Annotated in this window: 15 protein-coding genes; 5 read left to right on the top strand and 10 right to left on the bottom strand. The window is 36.2% G+C overall.

The window, feature by feature from the left end; genetic code table 11:
- Window positions 1-31: 31 nt before the first annotated feature.
- The 4 genes from EG344_RS13260 to EG344_RS13275 form a co-directional block, all read right to left on the bottom strand.
- Complete coding sequence (locus EG344_RS13260) at window positions 32-1,552, bottom strand: SusD/RagB family nutrient-binding outer membrane lipoprotein (RefSeq protein WP_123909830.1); 1,521 nt, start codon at window positions 1,550-1,552, stop codon at window positions 32-34.
- An 18-nt stretch (window positions 1,553-1,570) separates the two neighbouring features.
- Window positions 1,571-4,729 (bottom strand): SusC/RagA family TonB-linked outer membrane protein, encoded by a 3,159-nt coding sequence (locus EG344_RS13265; protein ID WP_164464433.1) that lies wholly within the window; start codon window positions 4,727-4,729, stop codon window positions 1,571-1,573.
- A 289-nt stretch (window positions 4,730-5,018) separates the two neighbouring features.
- A complete protein-coding gene (locus EG344_RS13270) occupies window positions 5,019-6,623 on the bottom strand; it encodes an autotransporter assembly complex protein TamA (protein ID WP_123909831.1) in 1,605 nt (534 codons plus the stop codon).
- A gap of 105 nt (window positions 6,624-6,728) precedes the next feature.
- On the bottom strand, window positions 6,729-7,517 hold the full coding sequence (locus tag EG344_RS13275; RefSeq protein WP_123909832.1) for an SDR family oxidoreductase: 789 nt from the start codon (window positions 7,515-7,517) through the stop codon (window positions 6,729-6,731).
- Between the two features lie 414 nt (window positions 7,518-7,931).
- Here EG344_RS13275 and EG344_RS13280 point away from each other — a divergent pair, with 414 nt between their 5' ends.
- The 3 genes from EG344_RS13280 (at window position 7,932) to EG344_RS13290 (ending at window position 14,299) form a co-directional block, all read left to right on the top strand.
- Window positions 7,932-10,820 (top strand): SusC/RagA family TonB-linked outer membrane protein, encoded by a 2,889-nt coding sequence (locus EG344_RS13280; RefSeq protein WP_123909833.1) that lies wholly within the window; start codon window positions 7,932-7,934, stop codon window positions 10,818-10,820.
- 27 nt (window positions 10,821-10,847) lie between these two features.
- Window positions 10,848-12,356, top strand: a complete 1,509-nt coding sequence (locus EG344_RS13285) for a RagB/SusD family nutrient uptake outer membrane protein (protein WP_123909834.1) — start codon at window positions 10,848-10,850, stop codon at window positions 12,354-12,356.
- A gap of 116 nt (window positions 12,357-12,472) precedes the next feature.
- Window positions 12,473-14,299: an alkaline phosphatase gene (locus EG344_RS13290; RefSeq protein WP_123909835.1), complete on the top strand. Its 1,827-nt coding sequence runs from the start codon at window positions 12,473-12,475 to the stop codon at window positions 14,297-14,299.
- 312 nt (window positions 14,300-14,611) lie between these two features.
- Here EG344_RS13290 and EG344_RS13295 read toward each other — a convergent pair whose 3' ends face one another.
- The 6 genes from EG344_RS13295 to EG344_RS13320 form a co-directional block, all read right to left on the bottom strand.
- On the bottom strand, window positions 14,612-15,610 hold the full coding sequence (locus EG344_RS13295) for a phosphatidylinositol-specific phospholipase C (RefSeq protein WP_123909836.1): 999 nt from the start codon (window positions 15,608-15,610) through the stop codon (window positions 14,612-14,614).
- Between the two features lie 172 nt (window positions 15,611-15,782).
- Entirely contained in the window at window positions 15,783-16,463 is a 681-nt protein-coding gene (locus EG344_RS13300) for a hypothetical protein (RefSeq protein WP_123909837.1), read from the bottom strand.
- A gap of 19 nt (window positions 16,464-16,482) precedes the next feature.
- A complete protein-coding gene (locus tag EG344_RS13305) occupies window positions 16,483-16,971 on the bottom strand; it encodes a hypothetical protein (protein WP_123909838.1) in 489 nt (162 codons plus the stop codon).
- Window positions 16,972-17,055: 84 nt separating this feature from the next.
- Window positions 17,056-18,282 (bottom strand): 3-phosphoshikimate 1-carboxyvinyltransferase, encoded by a 1,227-nt coding sequence (locus tag EG344_RS13310; RefSeq protein ID WP_123909839.1) that lies wholly within the window; start codon window positions 18,280-18,282, stop codon window positions 17,056-17,058.
- Between the two features lie 75 nt (window positions 18,283-18,357).
- Window positions 18,358-18,684: a nucleotide pyrophosphohydrolase gene (locus tag EG344_RS13315; RefSeq protein WP_123909840.1), complete on the bottom strand. Its 327-nt coding sequence runs from the start codon at window positions 18,682-18,684 to the stop codon at window positions 18,358-18,360.
- Window positions 18,684-20,093 carry a hypothetical protein gene (locus tag EG344_RS13320; RefSeq protein WP_123909841.1) on the bottom strand — a complete coding sequence of 470 codons (1,410 nt, stop codon included), beginning with the start codon at window positions 20,091-20,093 and terminating at the stop codon, window positions 18,684-18,686. Before EG344_RS13320 ends, EG344_RS13315 begins: the two co-directional genes overlap by 1 nt.
- Window positions 20,094-20,276: 183 nt before the next feature.
- Here EG344_RS13320 and EG344_RS13325 point away from each other — a divergent pair, with 183 nt between their 5' ends.
- Together EG344_RS13325 and EG344_RS13330 are read left to right on the top strand one after the other, a co-directional pair.
- Window positions 20,277-20,528: a type B 50S ribosomal protein L31 gene (locus EG344_RS13325; protein WP_027375398.1), complete on the top strand. Its 252-nt coding sequence runs from the start codon at window positions 20,277-20,279 to the stop codon at window positions 20,526-20,528.
- Window positions 20,529-20,809: 281 nt separating this feature from the next.
- Complete coding sequence (locus tag EG344_RS13330) at window positions 20,810-21,970, top strand: putative sugar nucleotidyl transferase (protein WP_123909842.1); 1,161 nt, start codon at window positions 20,810-20,812, stop codon at window positions 21,968-21,970.
- The last annotated feature ends 13 nt before the right edge of the window (window positions 21,971-21,983 follow it).

Here is a 21,983-nt window from a genome sequence, read left to right on the forward strand (position 1 = left end):
TTCTTTGTTTTGTGTAAAAAAAATCAGATTCTTACTGTAACCACCAAGGTTTAGAGTTGATATTATCATTTCCACCATATTGAGTGGTAAGAGCTGCCTTTAAATTGGTACTATTATAATTGTACTCAGACTGAGGATATCTGAATCTGAATGGTGCTGCTACACCAGGTTTTAAAGGGTAATTAGGATATCCTGTTCTCAGGTAATCATAATAAGAAGTCCATTGTGACTGGTGGAACATAATCATGTACTTTTGCGTCATAATTTTTTCCAATTGTACCTGCAGAGACGCAGAGTTATCATAAACCACCAAAGGAGTAGCCAGGTATTGGTTGACATCAAATCCTGTAAAATATTGTCCTGAATTTTTTACGTAAGTCTGATAAAAACTGAAACTGGCTTTGATTCCATTGTCATAATGTGTTTTTGCTGATCCGGATATCCAGCCTCTGGCTGTTGCTTCTGCCAGGATAAACTCCAGTTCAGAGTAGCTTAAAATTGATGAAGGTTCGTTAGTTGGATCTTTGTAGAAACGGTCATTCACCTTAGAAATGTTTTTAGCAGTAATTAAGGCAGCATTGTCAGAATATGGAGAAGTAGGATTTCCTCCATTATATCCGCTAAAATCTGTGATGGTTTTTCCTGCTTCTTTAGCTCCAGTAGTTTGAGAGGCAAATGTAAATAAACGTGGATCTTTTCTGTCTTTAAATAAATTGATGAAATAATCAGCCATATATAAACTGGATCCATATCCACTGTTGTTGAACATAGAATATCTACTGTCTGCTGCGTCAGCAAACTTAAGTTCCCCATTATCTGAAATAGAGGTCATCAAAGGCTGGCTTCCTGCAATAGAAGCAAACTCTGTTGCAATATTGTAACTTCCAACGGTTGTTTTTTTAGATAGAGTGATTAAGATTTTCAAACGGAATGAATTGATGAGTTTTTTCCATTTGTTAGCATCTCCGTTGAAAATAATATCTCCTTCAATTTTATCATTGGTATTAATAAGATCATTGGCTTCTTTTAATTCTGATAAAACTCCGGCCATCACAACATCCTGACTGTCATATTTAGGTTGGGTAATACCCGATTCACCTTTTACTGCTTCAGAATAGGGAATACTGCCCACTTTTAAACTTGTATTAAAGAAATAATAAGCTCTTAGAAATTTACCTACGGCAACATAGTTTTTATTATTTCTTTTTTCAGACTCCTGCATCATTTTTACTGTATTAAGAAGCCCTTTTGAATAGACTTCAAAAGATGCGTCATTCCATTTCATGTACTGAAAAGGATTTTCACCATCGGTACCAATCATCATTCTTGAAGCATACATATTGTCTCCATTCACCCAAAAGGCATCTTTAGCAACATAGGTGAGAAGATATTTAGGATCAATACTTGCCTGATCATTCGGGTTTTCATTGATTTTATCAAGATTGGATTCACATGATGTCAATGCCAATACTCCTGCTGTCAATACAGATGTGATTAGTCTTTTTGCTTTTTTACTTTTTAAGTCTTTCGTTTTGAATATATTATTTTTCATTGTAATGTCGCCTTTAAATTAAAACTTAAGATTAAATCCGATTCCGAACCATCTGCTTGAAGGATCCTGAATATCATTAGCGATATCGCCTGTTCTTCCCGATCTGATCTGGAAGTCCGGATCTGAATAAAGGTTTTTAGACTTTTTCCACATAGCCAGATTGTAAGCCGAGATATTGGCAGTGAACCCTTTAACCATTCCTTTTGGATTCAATAGGGAAGAGAAGTCATATTCTAATACTACAGATCTTAACTTGATAAAGGTTCTGTCGAAAACATTCGCAAATTCTTCACTTTCATCCTGAGTTACTCTGGCCTGGTATGGATAATTCTGTGCCCAATCCTGGAAGTTGATAGGATTGGTATGCTGAGTATAAAGCCCTGTTGCAGGATTGTAATTCACTCCATCCGGTACAAAATAATACTTTCCAGGATTAGCATATTCAAGATCTCTGTAGGCAACAGAATTCGGATGTTTTCCACCCCACCACATTTTTTCAACGACCTGAGATCTCATGATTCCACCGATGCTTCCATCAATTCCGATATTTAAGGATAGTTTTTTATACTTGAAGGTATTGTTGAAACCAAAAGTCCAGTCCGGATTGAAGTGTCCTAGATTACTTGGAGCATTAGCTTTTGTTGGCATTCCTGATTTGGCATCCAGAATTACCTTCCCATCCGGAGATTTTTGCCATGTGTAATCATAATAGCTGTCCATTCTTTCACCTAACTTGATATTGTTGTAGTTAGGCATGTTATCATAAATAGAAGTTAGCTTTTGTTCATACGTACTCCAGTTGATTAATGTTTTCCAGGTGAAATCAGTAGTCTTTATTGGGACCATTCCGAGTGAAATTTCGAATCCTTTTGTAGTATATTCATTACCATTCACATACTGAGAGACAAAACCTGATGACTCAGCACTTGGGAACTCCAGAATATTGTTGTAATCAAGAGTTCTGAAATAAGTAGCATCTAAAGTAATTCTGTTATTGAAAAGACCGGCACTTAATCCCAATTCATAAGATTTGGTCTGTTCAGGTTTCAATGTATTTTCTACATTTAGGATGGTAGGATACAAATAGGTTGGATTACCATTAAAACTTATTCCTTTATTATTTGAATAATAATTTCTGATAGAGTAAGGTTGGAAATCATAAGCCACTTTTGCCCATGAAGCAGAAAGTTTAAGCATATTGACAGCCTCAGGCATTTTTACCAGATTGGAAATAACAGCACTGATGGATGCGGAAGGGTAGAAGTAAGATCTATTGGCTTTTGGTAAAGTAGATGACCAGTCATTACGTCCGGAAATATTGATGAAGAAAGCATTGTATAACCCGATATCAATCGTAGAATAGGCACTGTAAATTAGCTTTTCTTTCAGATAAGTGTAATTTTTGAGGGCTCCGATGGAATTGTCAAATGAATATATTTCCGGGATCTTTAAACCGTCGGTAGACATTTCATTCCTATTATTTTTAAAGTAAAATGCAGAACCTCCGGCATTGATCGTAAAATCAAAATTATCAGAGATTTTCTTTTTATAAGTAGCCAAAACATCGTAGTTGAGGTTCCAGGTTTTCAGATCTTTTACAATATATCCACCACTTCTTGGAGCACTGTAATTGAAATAAGAATAGGGACTGAATGTTTCTGATTTGCTATGATTTTCAACAAGGGAAATTTTTCCTTTTACGGAAAGGTCTTTTGTCGCCTTATATTCTAATCCGGTTTGGGCATTAATAATATTGGTCCTGTTTTGATTTTTATAGTATTCAGCTCCGAACCATGGGTTATTGTACCATGCATAATTCCAGTTAGCCTGAGCCCTGCCTTCTTTTCCCGGAATCCACATGTGGTTTTTTAGGGCATTTCCATCCACATCAGCCCCCATCCAGATCAAGATGGTATACATGTGTCCACTAGGGTTGTACTCGTAATTAGGAACGTTAGGAGTAAAAGCCTGATTGAAATTAAATTTTGTATCAAAGATGAACTTGTCTCCCAGGTGATTTTCAGAAGAGAAATTAACTCCGTACTTCTGTAGATAAGAGTTGGGAACCCTGTCATCATAATTCATGAAGTTTCCAGAAAACCTGTAGATATCTTTATTATTTCGATAGCTGATCGCAAAATTATTATTGTTGATAATAGCAGGTTTTAAGAAAGTATTTAAATTATCATGGTATTTCCAGTCAATCGGAACTCTTTCATATCTTGCTTTATCATTATACTGAGTACCGGTTACAGCTCCATACCACGGAACGACCTGTCCGGTTACTTTATCCCTGATCGGGCTGTTCCATTGGGCAATCTTGAGTCCGGGAACAAATTTAGGACCCCAGATCATATCTCCATCATTTACTCCACCATCGGCTCCATCCCAGAATTCGTACTTTCCCTGAGAACCATTACCATATTCAGTCTGAGTTTTTGGAAGATTGGTAAACCCTCCTGTAATCATAGTATTCTGAGAAAATTCTACAGAAAACCCTTTCTTCTTCGCACTTTTTGTGGTGATCAGAATAGCTCCATATCGACCTCTTGAACCATAAAGCGCAGAAGCGGTAGCTCCTTTCAGGACGTTGATGTTTTCTATATTGTTAGGATCTAAATTCTGGAAAACTTCTTTTTCTACAATCACTCCATCAATAACAAATACCAAATTAGAATTTCCTCTTAAGGTAAATTGTGGAGCCTGCTGCATTCCTGTTGGGTTGGAAACATTCAAGCCGGCCACCTGTCCTGAAAATAAATTTCCGATACTTGGTGTAGTAATGGTTTCAAACTGTTTGGTTCCTACTTCCTGAGTAGAATATCCAATCTTTTCCTTTTTCTTAGCGATCCCAAGAGCGGTAATAACAACACCTTCAATCTGCTTTTCATTGGCTTTTCTTAAAACAACAGCGTATTGCTTTTTTGAAGAAACCTCCACCGTGTAAACGGAAAAATCGGGAGAAAAGAATTCCAGAATATCTTTGGGATTGGCTGAAATGGTAAAATTCCCATTTTCATCTGTTATCGTCGTTTTTCCTGTATTTTTGTCGGTAATATTTACTCCTGAAACACTGGTTCCATTTTCAGATTTTACATTTCCGGAAACGGCAATCTCCTGAGCTGTAATATATAACGGAAGTAAAAAAACGGCAAACGTAGCTAAAGTTTTCTTCATTCTTTTTGAATGCAAATTTAGCCGGGTACTATTACGTAAATTTTACGATCATATTAAGATAAAAATACAATTTATATATTTTTTAACAGAAATAATTAATGAAATGGTAAAATGAGAAAGTATTGTTGTATGGGTGTTTTTGCTTTATTATTAAGGCTGGAAGCTGGAAGTCAGAGGTTGGAAGTTATTGAGATTTTGAAAACCGCTGAAAGACATTTTATTAACTTTCAATAAGAGGGTAACTATTAAAAATAGTAACCTCATAGTAATTTCCAGTTTCCTTTCTCTCCTAAAACCTACTCAGAATTCCCCAGTGGATTTTTATGTCATTGAACTTAAATGGATTTCCAAACTCATTACCATTCGACAGCTGGAAACTCATCAGCCCAATCGGAATGAAGAAGTTGAAACCGAGCCCAACACTGTAAAGCTTGGGTTTTACATTCAGGGATTTATTATTGAGCTGGCCATATTGCCCAAAGAAGTCAAAGAAAGCCTGGTTACCTATAAGGTAACGGTATTCCAGACTCCCGTAATAATAAAAGTCGGCGGCGAGGGAGTTTTCGTTAAAGCCACGCATGGAATTCCAGCCACCAAAACGGTAAAGTTCGTTGGCCGAAAACTCAATTTTAGAATCCATCATAGCACCTTCCCCTTTGATATTGAGGAAATGGTTTCCTGAAATATGATAATTATGTTCCCCGGAGAAATAAAACTGGTTTTGAGCAGCTTTTATATTTCCTTTGGTATAGGTGGTTGTTAAATAATCGTATCCGGCATTGATTCTTGTTTTGTAAAGAAACAGATCAATATCGGTAGGCTCAGTCATTTCAAACCAGATCCCGATCCCTTTTTTGTTGTAATCTTTCCCAATAGCATACAGTGAATCAATCACCGTTGAGGTTTCCAAGGTTGCACGCAGACCGATTTTGTTACGGTTATTGATATGGTAATAGAAAGCAGGAAGGAATTTTACATTAGCAAACGTAGAATCCTGTCTGTAAATATTCACCTTTGTATTCATCCCGACATTGGATTTAAAAAGATAAGGTATGTCTACCTGAAGATCAAAGGTCTGGCCTTTGTCAGGGTTTCTCTGCCAATAAAGGTTAACCGCTTCAAAACCATTGAACATATTCCTGAAATTTACATTCATGGTACCGTTTAAGGTAAATTTATCCGTCTTATCATTTCCAAAACCGATGACCCCATCAAAGGTATTGGTCTTTTTCTTTTGTAAAAACAGGTAGATATTGGTGGAATCCTTGGTGAATAAGGTCTGTGGCTGCCGGTCAAGCATCACAAAAGGATGGCTTTGAAAACTCTTGTTGATGGCTAATAAGTTCTTCTCATCATAGTTTTTTCCTTTGAACTCTTTTTCAAGATTTTTAATGAACCTTTTTGGAACCCTGTCATAACCTTTTACAACAAAGCCATTGATCGTTCTTTTATCATTCTTATTGATATCCAGCTCTATAATTGGATATCCATTTTTCTGACCTTTATATTTTGATTTGATTCTGCTGAATGAATAGCCTTCATCAATATAACTTTTATTGATACTTTTTTTGGTAGAATCTAAATTTTTAGTGAAAAAATCTTTCTGAACTTTCAGCTTATGCACAATGGAATCAGAAAGATTCACATAGGTTTCATTAAAGTTTTTTCCTTTGTTGAAAAAAATCTCTGTACTGTCACCTTTTACCTTTACCTCCTTCAGCTGAGTGAAAAAATAATTATTCTGAGTTAGAGAATCCAGAAACTTTACCGCAGAAGTTGAATCTTTTACTTTTTTTCTGACTTTTGTTTCAGTATCAATAAGCCAATACTGTTTCTTCTGCGCTTGTGTAAAAACGCAGAACAGAACAAAAAATATTTTTAAAAATAACTTCAATTGACCATTCCGAATATAAGTTGAAGGCTTGTGAAAAAATACAAAGATTCTTCACTGCATTTCATTCCGTTCAAAATGACAATGCGTTTTATCAATCAACTAATTTTAATCCAGTTTATTATATTTCTTCATTAAATTCTCATAAATTCCTTGTGGAAGAATCCATTTCAACGGAACTCCGATTTTCTGCCCGAATTTACCAAAATAATAATGAGCTTTCCATTTATTCTTTCCTAAAAGTTTTTCAATGTATTCTGCTACCTCCATTGGTTCAGTTCCCTCGTCTACATGAGCATTCATTAAAGCATACACTTTATCGAAAACATTTTTATAAGGCTGGGAGACCTGTGCAATCACTCTGTTGTCTGCAATATTGGTTTTAATATCACCCAAATGTAAAGAGCACACATCGATATTCCAAGGATACACTTCATATCTCATCGCTTCCGTTACTTTATCCAAAGCAGATTTTGAAGCAGAGTAAAACCCGCGGAAAGGTAATCCCATTTCACTTCCGATACTGGATACATTAATGATTTTTCCAAATTTATGTGCTCTCATTGTAGGAAGAACCGCGCTCATCATCTGAACAGGCCCGGTAAGATTAAGGCTGAAAAGTTTAAGGATATCTTCTTTGGTAGAATCTTCCACAGCACCTACCATTCCCATTCCGGCATTGTTGATAAGGACATCAATTTTGGTTTCTATTTTCAGGACCTCAGCAATAGCATTCTGAACAGCGGTGTTGTCAGTAACATCTGTCGGGATAGATTTGAAATACTGACTTTCCGTATATTTTCGGCTTAAACCAAATACTTTGTGTCCTTTTTTACCGAAGTATTCCGCCAAAGCAAATCCAATTCCGGAGGAAGTTCCTGTGATGATAATGGTCATTTAATTCGTACTGTTTTTATGAGTTTCATTTTTCCTGGTCATTACTAATCCGTTTTTTTGATGCTCGGTGAGCAGGAAAATCTATTTTCAGCAAATGTAAAAAAAGAAAAGGGAAGTCTGTCATTTATTACCCTGGAATACTTCAGTAGAAAGATGTGAAATCTGTTATTCCATTATTATTTATTACCTCCTGATGGATGACAAACTTAAAATAAAGTTAATCTCAGTTATGCATAGAATATTTCAGGAATAATTATTTTATTAATTTATTGTATTGAAAATAAGAGTATTAGTTTTTGGGAGAGAAATCGAGGCTTGTTGAAAAACTAAAATTTCTTAATAAAAACATAAGGAAATCTTAATGTAACAGGAGGTGGGGCTGTTCTAATTTTGCATCTAATTAAAAAGGATGTCATGAATGTATTTAAAATCCCTGTCTCAGTAACATACTTAACGGGTAGGGTATTACTTATTGGTGCAATTTCAGCTTCACCGATGTTCCTCTCTCAAAAAAAAGACAGTTTAAAAGAAAAATCCATCGATGAGATTGTTGTTGTTGGATACGGAACGCAAAAGAAGAGTAAGGTTTCCGGTGCTGTTTCGGAGGCTTCATTGGATAAACTTACTTCCAGATCTCTGTCTGGAGTAGGGGAAGTTCTCCAGGGAAAAGCTCCCGGAGTAACTGTTGTGAACGAAGGTGGAGATCCTAATGGCTCTCCTAAAGTAAATATCCGTGGTCTCGGCGGGGTGAATGGAGAATCTCCTCTTTATGTTGTGGATGGCGTTGTTTTTAACGGAACTCCTGCTATTAACCCTAACGATATTCAGGATATTTCTGTGCTTAAGGATGCTTCAGCCGCTATTTATGGAGCAAGATCTTCCGGAGGAGTGATCCTGATTACTACCAAAAGAGGTAAAAAAGGAACTTTGACAGTAGATTTTGATGTTAAATATGGAATTAATCAGGCGTGGAGGTTAAAAAAATCTTTAAATGCTGCAGAGTTCCAGGATGTAATGAGGCAAGCGTATGAGAATGCGGGAAAACTCAGCAACCTTCCATTGGCATTCAATGCAGATCAATATGCTGACGGAAGAATTACCCGAACCGACTGGATGAAAGAGATCTTCCGTACAGGGACTATCCAGGAATATAATGTAAATCTAAGCGGAGGAGGTGATAAATCCAAATTCTTCGTAGGAATGAACCATAGAAGCCTTGAGGGAATTTTATTAAATACGCAGGCAAAACGATACAATTTCAGAGTAAATTCTGAACATAAAGTGAAAGACTGGTTGACCATCGGAGAGAATATGTATTATAATTATTCTGACGGAAATACAGCCAACACAAGGAACGGATACACAGGAGCTTTGGTTGCAGCAATGTACTATCCACCCAACGTTCCGGTATATACACCATCCGGAGCCTTTTCAGGATTACCGATTGATGTGGCAGGAGGATATGGAGATATGATTAACCCTGTTGCTTATTTGAAAAGAATCAGCATTCAGAATCCTACCCATGAGATTTTGATCAATCCTTATATCGAAATTGCTTTAGCTAAAGATTTGAAATTCAGATCCAATTTTGCTCAAACATTTAGAATTGGAAATGTTAAAGAATTTACTTCCAGAGTGCTGGAAGTAGGAAAGATTTTTGATACCAACAGTTTGGAATATCAGAACAACAATGTATCCACTTCTCTGGCAGAGCAACTCCTTACTTATAAATTCACAACAGGTAAACATAGTTTTGACTTCCTTGCAGGGTTAACATTCCAGAAAACCACTGAAGACGGGTTCCGTGCAAAAACTTTTGATTTCAGGAATGAAGCGGAAGCCTTCCGATATCTTCAGAATGCTGCAGATACTTATAAAGAAGCAGAAAGTTATAAATACAGGAGTGCTTTAACTTCTTATCTGGCAAGAGTAAATTATGACTATGCCGGGAAATATATGATCAGCTTATTGGGAAGGAGAGATGGAACATCTTTAGTCTCTAAAGAAAAACATTTTTCTGATTATTATTCCATTTCAGGAGCATGGATGGTTTCCAAAGAAAATTTCATGAAAGATATTGTATGGCTATCCAACCTGAAATTAAGAGGAAGTCATGGTATTTTAGGAAACCTTGGCGGCGTTTCTTATCAGGCAGTAAATCCGCAGATGATTCGTGATAATAACATTATTTTCGGCCAGGATCCATCACAGAATATTGCTTATTATGCGAGGACAAGACCCAATTCGGATTTAAAATGGGGAAAATCAGAACAAACCAACTTTGGGGTGGATGCTTCCTTCTTCCGCAACAGGCTTTCTATGCAATTTGATTACTTCGTGAAGAAATCAACCGATCAGATCTTTAATGTCAACCTTCAAAGTACAGCAACCTATGTAGATCAGTATGTAAATGCAGGACTATTCGAGGATAAAGGATATGAAGTAGGAATTAATTTTAACGGTAAAAATACCGGAGATTTTACCTATTCCATTGGAGCAACATTGAGTCAACTAAAAAATACGGTGAAGCAATTAGCTGATGTAGATGAGATCTTTATCAACAGTAATAACGTACGTGGGGTCTTGAAACCTACCCGTGTAAAGGTGGGAGAGTCTCTTTATTCTTATTATGGATATAAAACCGATGGGATTTTTCAGAGCCAGGCAGAAATCAACAATTATAAAGATGCTAATGGAAATCTTATTCAGCCTAATGCTAAGCCTGGAGATATTAAATTCCTGAAAAAAGAAGGCAATACAGGAGCATTGAATAATAATGATTTTGTAAACCTTGGAAATCCATACCCTAAGTTCTCCTACGGATTATCTTACAACATGACCTGGAAGAACTTTGATCTTAATTTATTCTTCCAGGGTGTATATGGAAACAAAATATTCAACGGATTGAAATTTATTTCTTTAAACCCAGGGGGAACAGGACAGAATTATAACATGGACAGAGACATTCTGAATGCATGGACTCCTCAGAACACCAATACCAATATTCCAAGAGTGGTACAGGGCGATCCAAGTGGTAATTACTCTAAAGTATCGGATTTCTATGTGGAAGACGGTTCTTATTTGAGGCTTAAAAACCTAACGGTTGGATATTCATTACCAAAAGAACTTTATAAGAAACTTGATGTGAATAAAATCAGAGTGTATGTGACCAGCAATAACCTGTTCACCATTACTAAATATACAGGCTTTGATCCTGAAGTAGGAATGGAGGGCTATGGTGTAGATACCGGAAGATATCCTCAGGCCCGTTCATTTATTTTCGGATTGGAAGTCGGGTTTTAATCTAAAAACAAATTTAAAAGTAAAAAGATGAAGATTTTCAATACAATAATTTTAATAACAGGGCTGTCTGCATCAGTATTATCATGTACCAATGAACTGAATATAGAGCCGGAAGGTACTCCAACTGAAGCTAACTTCTGGAAAAGCGAAAATGACTTGATTACCGGAGCTAATGCAATGTATAAACCGCTTTCTGACAGCGAATTTTATGGAAGAGGCTTTTTCTGGTTTATTAATGCCAGTGATGATATGGTAACAGGAAGATCAAAAAGTGAGGCAGATAATGTGAAGAATTTTAGCAGTAATTATATTGCTGCCGGAGATCTGGAAACCCAATGGAACAAAAGATATACAGTAATTGGTGTTGCGAATCGTGTTATCCGTAATATTGATAATATTCAGACTTCACAAGCTATCAAAAATAAGTATCTGGGAGAAGCTTTGTTTATGAGCAGCAGAATGTATTTTGAAATGGCTTACAGTTATGGAAATGAAAAAGCCGGTATTCCAATTATAGACCGTACGAAAGAACCGGATCCTAACCCAATTCCAAGAGCAGCCAATGTCATGGAAAATTACAATTATATTGTAAATGACCTGAAAAAAGCAGCAGAATTACTGCCTAGCCAGGAAGAACTTCCAACCAAAGATTATGGAAGACCTCATAAAGCCGCAGCTTGGGCATTGCTGGCAAAAGTATATCTGTTTATGAAAGATTGGAAGAATGCAGAATATTGGGCGAATGAAGTAATGACTAAAGGAAACAGAAATTTACTGAATAATTTTGGCGATGTTTTTAAAGCTGAAAACAATTACAGTTCAGAATATATTTGGTCAGTCCCAAGTACTACTAAATTTAATGGAGTAGGAAGTATCCTTCCGGGGGTAATGTTAGAAAACAAAGGTTGGGGAAAATATAATGGTTGGGGATACTTCCAGCCCACAAAAGAGCTGTATGATGAATATGAAACCGGAGACCTTAGACGAAGTGTAACCATTCTTAAAGAAGGAGATCAGTTTACTTTTGATGGAGCGGTAAGAACATATGCTACCTCAAACTCCCTTACAAAAGCCCAGTTTAACAAATATATGGATGCTTTCAAATACCCATTTAAAGAAGGGCACGTAAATGCTAATGGAGATTATCCTTGTACAGACCTTGCAGTTCCTATTATGCGTTATGCTGAGGTAATTCTTATTAAAGCGGAAGCATTGCTTATGCAAAATAAACCTGCAGATCAGGAAATCAATATGATCAGAAAACGCGCTGGTCTTACTTCTAAAAGCGGTTGTACAATGGCAGACCTGAAACATGAAAGACGCTGCGAGCTTGCCGGTGAATGGGCTGACAGACACAGAGACCTTGTCCGTTGGGGAGATGCACAGGCAACCTATGCTAAACCACTTCATGGAATGGATGGAAAAGAAGCTTGGGCTGCAAGAAACTTTAACCCGGCAATCCATAATGTTTGGGCGGTGCCGCAGGTTGAGATTGTAAACAGCCACGGCGTTATTAAGCAAAACGAAGGTTGGTAAAATTTTAGTCATATATATTATCACTATATCATTGCAGAAATTCTGTGATGATATAGTCTTTTTAAAAAGGAAGGTGAAAGATTCCATCTGACGTATAAAAACAATACAATAAACGAATGAAACTATCAAAAATATTGGGTTTACTTGCTCTTGCTGTTTTCTCTGAAAACCAAGCACAGAATTATTTGAATTATAATGTAGGAAATGCCCATTCTCATAATGATTATATGCAGGAAATCCCTTTTTGGCAAGCGTATTATGCCAATTTCGGGTCTATTGAAGCAGATGTTTTTCTGGTGAAAGGAAAGCTTTGGGTGGCCCATACGGAAAAGGAACTTTCTGCAGACAGAACGTTGGAGAATCTTTATCTGGACAATATTTCAAAGCAGATCAAACTGAACAAAGGAAATATCTATAAGGATACCACTAAAAAGCTACAATTGTTGATCGATATTAAACAGGATTATAAGACAACCCTGAGCGCTTTGGTCAATACATTGAAAAAATATCCTGAAATTACGGGTAATTCTGGAGTGAAAATAGTGATTACAGGTGGAAGACCTCAGCCAGGTGATTTTAAAAACTATCCCAATTATCTTTATTTTGATGGAGATCTGAATAAAGATTATTCTACCGATCAGTTAAAAAGAGTGGGAATGTTCAGTGCAGATTTGCCAGAACTGGTAAAATGGAACGGAAAAGGAATTCCGAGATACGAAGAAACGGAGAAAATCAAAAAGGCTGTAGATAAGGCCCATGCTCAACAGAAACCGATGCGTTTCTATGGAGCTCCTGATTTTCCTAATGCCTGGGTAAATCTGATGGATATGGGAGTAGATTATATCAATACCGATCATATTCCGGATTTAAAAAAGTTTATGAATACCATTCCAAGGAATTTCTATAAAAATACCAAAGAATATGCTGCTTATGCACCAACTTATAAAACAGATGGAATCAGTAAAAAAGTAAAAAATGTAATTCTTTTAATTCCGGATGGAACTTCCTTACCTCAATATTATGCAGCTTTTACAGCTAATAAAGGAAAGCTGAATGTTTTCAATATGAGATCTACAGGTTTATCCAAGACCAATTCATCGAACGCCTATATTACTGATTCAGCACCAGGTTCTACCGCCTTTTCTACAGGAGTAAAAACAAAAAATACATTTGTTGGGGTAGATGGAACAGGTAAATCTCTGGCCCAAATTCCAGATATTATTGCTGCAAAAGGGTTAGTATCCGGATTGATCTCTACCGGCGATGTAACCGATGCAACACCAGCGGATTTCTATGCTCATTCTGATAACAGAAATAGTTCTGAACCTATTCTAAAAGATTTTGCAACCTCCAAAACAAAAATTCTGATTGGTGGCCCTACGAGCGGATTGACACCGGAAACAGAAAAGAAATTGAAAGAAGCAAAAGTAGATTTATACCATAGTCTTACATCAGCTGAAAAAATAAACAACAGAACACTGATTATTGATCCTTTGGCTTCACAACGAGTAACAAGCGGAAGAGGAAACTGGTTAGCAGATGCTTTTGATCTTACCTTAAATGACCTGAAGAATAATAAAAAAGGATTCTTTATGATGGTGGAAGCTTCCCAAACTGATGGCGGCGGACACAGCAACAATATAGAACAATTGGTTACGGAGTTACTGGACTTCGATCATGTAGTAGGAAAAGCAATGAAATTTGCTGATGAAAATAAAGAAACTTTAGTAGTCGTAGTGGGAGATCATGAAACCGGTGGTTTAACACTTTTAGATGGAAGCCTGAAAGAGGGTTGGGTATTCGGAAATTTTAGTACCAACGACCATACTTCTATTCCGTCAAGTGTTTTTGCCTATGGCCCGAATTCCAAAGAGTTCACAGGATTATTTGAAAATACAGAAATTTTCAACAAAATCATGGCTGCTTATGGCATTGAAAAATAGCTGAATCCAATCAACTTCTATTCTTAATAAAAAAGTAGTCTCTATCTGATAAAGACTACTTTTTATTTGTTGTCAATATCACGACATTAAAAAAAAACACCCAATGATAACTGCTAGATTTTCAAGGTTTTAGTGTGCTTATTTTATTTCCCACAGATTACACATATTTACGCAGATACTTCCGGATAAGAAAATTATAGTATTGATTTTTATGGCCAACAAATAATCTGCGTTATCTGCTCAATCTGCGAGAGTAAAAAAGCTGCCTCAGCAAAGAGGCAGCTTCAAGACTACAATTTATATTTAACGATACTAAAAATTCGTTTTTACAATCAGTTCTGCCAGTTCAGCATTCACAAAATCCATAGGCATTATCCCATACGATCCTTTTGTATTGCTTTGGAAGAACGTTTTAAGTTTCGGATTGATAGCGTTGGAAACCGTAGGAATACTAGGAATTCCGAATATCCCCGGTTTATAACCACTGGTGAAATTGATGAAAAGCTTGTCGCTATTGCTGTTTTTAGCTTCATTGAAGAGATTGGAAATTCCGTTCCATTTATCATCATTATTGGTAACCTTATAGTAATCCTGAACCTTCAGCTGAGCTCCCGGATTATTGATTTCAAAGGTTGTGTTATCTGCCCATGAAGTAGCATTAATACCTTTAGCGGTGTTGGCTGAAAACCTTCTTAAGAGTCTGATCTTTCCTCTTACCTCTCCAAGAGTAGGAATCGTAGTTCCAAGATTCCATTTTGAAGGATTTTTCTGAATATATGAATCAAAAGTACTTTCAAAACTTCTTGTTGTGTTGGAGGCGTCATGTTCTTCTTTTACAGACATGATGATGGTTTCCGACGGATGACTTTCAAGGAATGAATAACAAGCATTAAGGACATCATCAAAATTTAAATTCTGATAAATAGCACCATGATGAATCGTAAATGAATTATCAATATGTCTGCAACGGATATCCAGGAATCGAACTCCTGCATTCAGCTGCTCAGCAATACTGAGGTTTTGTGTTTTCGCCGTACCTGTTACTACAGGAGCATCTATACGCGCTCCGGAATCATGAGTTCCGGGAATAGAGATTTTTGAAATTGAAATATTATCCTGCAGGCCAGCCATCCAGCTGTTCATTTCCACAGGAACGGCTGATGCCATTTTGTAATTTGCTTTATTAAGAGAGGTAAGACCTGTGTCATTAGAATCTCTTTCTGCCATATCTTCCGAGCATGAGTAGAATACAGCTGCAGTTGCAATACTAAGTGTAAAAATTTTTACATATTTGATTGGGCGCTTGAACATAGTTTATATTTTAATTGTAGCTAAAATTAAGAATATGTCAAGCAATGAGGAGTTAACTTAGTTTTAAGAGATGATTAAGTTGTTGTGTAGAGACAGGAAGTTAGGAGTTAGAAGAAAGAAATACTTTGAGTCAGGGGTAGATCAACTCCAGCTTCCATCATCCCTCTCCTACTTAAAACACAAAATCTTCTTTCATTCCCGGAATTTTGAATCTATGTTCTCCCATTTTGAAATTATCCATTGTAATAAGAGGCTGAATTTTATGGATAAACTCCTTATGAATATTTTCTGGTACTTTTACCTCATCATCACATGAGGAGTACTCTCTGTCTACAATGACTTTTCCGGTAGAAAAATTAATTTCATTGGTAAAATCAAATTCACAGGTGTCATTAAAATTATCAAAGGAACCAATCAGGTAAAAATCACCGTTCTGAAATCTGAAGGTATGTTTGTTAACCTGAGTATGCCTTGAATTGGAGAAAAAACTTTGTTCTACAATTAGGCAGTTATTTTTTATCTGAATGTTAAGAATATTATCATCTGGGTAAAAGCCTAATCCACTTGAATAGAGTAGAGAGGAATTCTCTTTCCAAATTTTAGCTTGTCCCTGTTCATTTTTCAGGATATAGAAAACTCTTTGATAATCTTTTTTCCCGGGTGCCCTTTCATAGTCAGATGCCGTTTTATCTGTATCAAATACAATAATCGTTTCTTCTTTTCCGTCTTTATCCAAATCTCCTTTGATCTCAGTAACTTTTTTGTAACCTTTTGGAACGGAGAAATTTTTCAGATTTTGAGCATATGATAGAGTAGCCAGTAGGATGAAAATAAAAGAAAATATCTTTTTCATTGGGCATAATATTCAGAAATTATAATCCGGTATCCTCTTTTACGATCAGTTTAGATTCGTCCAAGCTGCTTAGATTACCCTTTATTGATTTGTATATTCCAGTAATATCGGTTTCTTTCCCTTTGGCATCAGTTACGGTAACTCCAGTGGAATAAGATGCGTCTTCTGCATAGTAAGATTTGTATACCTGATATTGATAACCATTATGAGAAAATGACAGATAATGAAGTTCCATTCCGGCATTCTGTTTCCCTCCGCCTCTCATATAAGACCTGTAGCTGAATTGTTTCCAGCTATCCTTGGTTTTTGTTGACGGGAACTCCATTTCTACTTTATTTTTGTTTCCGAAACGATATTGGATGTATTCATCTTTTTTATCCTTTACCAATGCCATTTTCTTTCCATTTTTTGTTTCAAAAGAATAGATGATTTCTTCATTGGGTAAAAGATATTGTGCCCAAATTGACAACGGAAGTGCCAAGGCAAACAAGACCAGTAATTTTTTCATGATTGGGTGTAGTTTATAGTTGATGCAGTAACTTGAGAATGCTCAATGATTCATTCTCAAATTACCGCATTTTAGATTTTCAAATTATTTCGTCATTATATCGGCAAGATCTTCCCAGAACATCGGATAAGATTTTTCCACAACCTCTTCATCTTCAATAGTAAGCTTTCCAATGAGGCAGTAAGGCGCAAAGCTCATAGCCATTCTATGATCTTGGTATGTTTTAATTGAAATATGTGCTTCAGGCTCTCCGAAACTTACAGACTCAATGGTTAAATCAGTAATTTTTGTTTCAGTGCCGAGCTTTTTCAGTTCATTATATAGAGCCTGCAATCTATCAGTTTCTTTTACTCTTAACGTTCCTAATCCTGAAATTTCAAAAGGAATTTTCAGAGCTGCAGCAGTTACACAAAGGGTTTGTGCAATATCTGGACAGTTGTTCATATCCAGAACAATTTTTTCAGGGAAAGTAAAATCAGGCTGAGGTTCTAAAGTCAGTTTGTGCTCCGCTTCAGAATAGGTTGTTTTAATTCCGAAGAAATCCTCATAGATTTTTGCAATGGCAGAATCTCCTTGTGTAGATTCTTTGTAAAAACTTTTTAAATGAATAGTTTCTCTTCCCAATGCACAGATCGAGTAGAAGTAGGAGGCCGAACTCCAGTCACTTTCCACTTCATAACTTTTGAGAGAAGCTTCATCATTTGGAGTGAAGGGTTCTACCTTAATCGTATTTCCTTCAAAACTGTTTGTAATTCCGAATCTTGTAAGAATATCAAGGGTCATTTCAATATAAGACCTTGAAGTCACTTCACCCACAAGGTGAATCTCCAATCCGTTTTCAAGTTTTCCTGCAATAAGTAGCAGGGAAGTAATAAACTGGCTGGAAATATTAGCCGGAACATTTACAGAAGTCTGTGTAATCTTTTTTCCTGTAATTTTTAAAGGCGGAAAACCTTCGTTTTCCATATATTCAATTTCAGCACCAAGATCTTTCAAGGCACTTACCAGATTTTTAATAGGTCTTTCCTTCATTCTTCCGGAACCGGTAAGAATCGTGGTTTTTCCTTCCTGAATAGAGTAGTAGGACGTAAGAAAACGCATGGCTGTTCCTGCATGGTGAATGTCCACTACTTCTTTAACTTCAGACAAGGCTTTTTTCAGCAATTGGGTATCCTGAGAATTGGATAAATTCCCGATTTTTATATTACTAAACAGGCTTTCCAGAATCAATAAACGATTCGAAATACTTTTCGAACCGCTGATCTGTACTGTTTTATTTCCTATTAATGTTGATTTTTCTAGCTTCTTCATTATTTCTTCATATTTCAATCCTGGTCACATACTTTAAATACCTTCCTATATATCAGAAGTATGTGACCAGGAATCTTATTTTAATTTTTCATTATTCTGATGCCGTTCCTTATCGCGGTCAGTTTTGATCTTCATTTTTTTATCAAAAGCATCTTGCAGATTAACTCCGGTTTGGTTAGCCAGGCATAATGTTACAAAAAGCACATCAGCCAGTTCTTCTCCGAGGTCTTTACTTTTATCACTTTCCTTTTCGCTCTGCTCACCATATCTTCTGGCGATAATTCTTGCTACTTCACCTACTTCCTCCGTCAGCATAGCCATATTGGTCAGTTCATTAAAATATCTTACGCCGATGGTTTTAATCCATTCGTTAACCTGTTGTTGTAATTGAGTGATTTCCATTATTGATAAGCTCCGATAGTAGGATTAGTGGTTCTTGGTTCGTTTACGATATCAAAAGGTACGGTTCCTGCTATGGTGGTATTTCCTTTGCCTTTGGCCGGAGAAGTTGTTTTAACTCTCAGATTCATTTTTGCAGCGAAATAATTCATAAACTGCGGATCTGTATTTTTGATGCTCTGTATCACATTCACATTATTATCGAAGGTAAAACCTGCTTCAGATGTACTGGAGTATTTTAAAAGACAGTTTTGAATTAAATATTCAAATTGTTGCCCTGGTGTTTGTTCAAACTGTACAGCATTATCCCTGTCAGAATATACAATACTGTTATATAAATTAAATTGCTGCAAGGCTCCCTGTTCTGTTTGCCCAGCATCATTTTTCCATTCATTTGTTGCAAAGATTCCTTTTCTGTCAAACGTTCCCATCGATTTAGAGTAGTTGGCAATCGTAGCATGGGTATAGTTATGTTTTCCACCCTTGAAGATTCCAATACATGACAAGCCACAGTTATTCATGACTAAATTACTTGCAGTAACGGTAGAGTTTACAGCATACATTCCATATTCAAAGAAAGTATGAATGAAGGAATTGGAGATATTAGCCGTTGTTTGCTTCATTTCTAAGCCTCTTGTTCCTCCAAATAGCCTTGCATGGTTCATATTAAGAATAGAATTAGGTTCCATTTTAATAGAATTCCAGTTTTTAGAAATGGTATCATAATAAGGGTCATTTCTATCCCCACGAAGAATGATCTGATTGTCCAGGGTTCCGTTGATATTTAAAACAGCATTTGAAGAAACCTTCATTCCGCTGTTTTTATGAAAATATACCTTTGTGCCTGGATCTATATCCAATGTTACATTCTTATCAAGAGTAAGATCACCGTAGATGATCTTCGCTTTATTATTGGTCCATGTGGTAGAACTTGTAATTACATTAGGATTGGTTGGTGTCTGAATAAAGAATTCAGCATCCTGAACTACGGAGAACAAAGTAACATGCTGTTGTCCGGCAGGTCCGGAAAAAATCACTTTGTCTTCGGCAATGGCTTCAGGTCCTGTTGCCTGAGGAGCAATTTCTACATATATATAGAGACTGTCTTTTTTTCTTAATGGAACATCCTTAAAATCATATCCCGGTTTTCCATCCACATTAATTCTGTATAACGAGGTCGCCCCTTTCTCAAGATTTACCCTTGGGATCAGAACATCTTTATCTTCATTATTATATACTTTTACTACATAGGTTTCTGAACGTACCTGATGATAAACTGTGTCACAGAATACAGTATCCCGTGAAAACCTCAGTTGTTGTGTAGGGGTATCAAAGGTAATATCATCCTTATTACATGATACTGTTACCAGGAGCATCCAGAAAGAAAAAGCCAGTAATAATTTGAATTTCATTGAAATTAAAGTTTAAGTAAGTTCCAAATTTAACGAAAATACTTTGAATTTCTTATCAAGAAAAAAATATTGAATTCACTATTTGGAAATTAGAAAAAAAGTTGTACTTTTGCAACCTAAAATTAGCAGAGAAATATCCATTACTATTTCGAAAGCAAACTTTAATTTTTTAAAAATAGCATTATGAAAAACGGAATCCACCCAGAAAATTATAGACTTGTTGTTTTCAAAGATATGAGTAACGACGAGGTGTTTCTTTGCAAGTCTACTGCAGAAACAAAAGATACTATCGAGTTCGAAGGACAAGAGTATCCATTAATCAAAATGGAAATCTCTTCAACTTCTCACCCTTTCTACACTGGTAAAGTGAAATTAGTTGACACTGCAGGTAGAGTTGATAAGTTCATGAACAAATACAAAAAATTCGCTAAGTAATTTTTGTATACTCAAAATATTAAAGCCTTTCAATTTTTTTTGGAAGGCTTTTTTGTTGTTTTAAATTCAATAGAAATAGGCTTTAACCCATTTACAATAAATAAAAAGCTCCACTGACTTTAGCCAAAATCTAAAATTTCGCTGGAATATAGATATTCAGGTTGATCTGTTTATTATCTTTTAACTTACATCTTAACTTCTCTCATCTTTTTGTATTTTTGTTTCTAGGCAGTATAAGGATCTGCTTTAGCCTTTGCCTTTTAACCTTTAACTTCTAAAAAATGCAATTAGTATTTTCAGACGCACAATATTGGGAAGATTTTCTTCCGCTTACCTTTACCCGACCGGTTGCAGCCATGCGATGCGGAATCCTTACTTTCTCTGAAAGATGGCAGAGAATTCTGGAGAATACCGAAGTTTCTTATTTTACAGAAATGTATCTTCAGGATAAATTTAAAACTCCGGAAGAAAAGGAAAGTCTTTTCATCGTTCCGAACTTTATCCCCACAGCATCCGTTATCCAGCAGATCAAAGATCTTAAACAAGGGGAAGCTTTGGTGTATGAAGATGAATTGGTAGCCGCGAAGATCAATATGAAAGGATTTTCCCTGAATCAGATCGAAAAAATGACAGATATCAAAGAAGAGCTTATTTTCTTTAAAAAGCCTACTGATCTGTTTACTTATAATCATCACGCCATTGATTTTGATTTTGATCTGCTTACCAACGGTAGAACATCACAGGAATTATCTTCTACCAACGGGTTTTTAGGAGATAAAAAAGATTTGTTCATTGAAGAAGGTGCTCAAATTGAGTTTTCCACATTGAATACTAAAACCGGAAAGATCTATATCGGTAAGAATGCTGAAGTAATGGAAGGTTGTAACCTTCGTGGTCCTATAACTCTTGGGGATGATTCCAAATTTAATTTAGGATCAAAAATTTATGGAGCTACTACCATTGGTCCGCACTGTAAAGTAGGAGGTGAGGTGAATAATATTGTAATCTTCGGATATACGAGCAAAGGACATGAAGGATTTGTAGGAAATTCTGTAATAGGAGAGTGGTGTAATTTTGGAGCAGATACCAATTCTTCCAATCTTAAAAATAACTATAGCCATGTTAAGCTATGGAATTACAGAACCAAAGCTTTCGAAGACACTGGTTTACAGTTTGCAGGTCTGATCATGGGAGACCATTCGAAAACTGCGATCAATACGCAGCTGAATACCGGAACTGTAATAGGAGTTGCCTCTAATATCTTCAAACCAGGTTTTCCACCGAATCTTGTGGAAAACTATTCATGGGGTGGCTTAAAAGATGATGAAAGATTCAGATTGGATAAAGTCTATGAAGTGGCAGAACGAGCAATGGCCCGAAGAAAAGTAGCTTTAACAGAGGAAGATAAGGCTATTTTGAAGCATGTTTTTGAGACGTATTAATTCTATTATAATA

Source organism: Chryseobacterium sp. G0162 (assembly GCF_003815715.1).
Classification (GTDB): Bacteria; Bacteroidota; Bacteroidia; order Flavobacteriales; family Weeksellaceae; genus Chryseobacterium.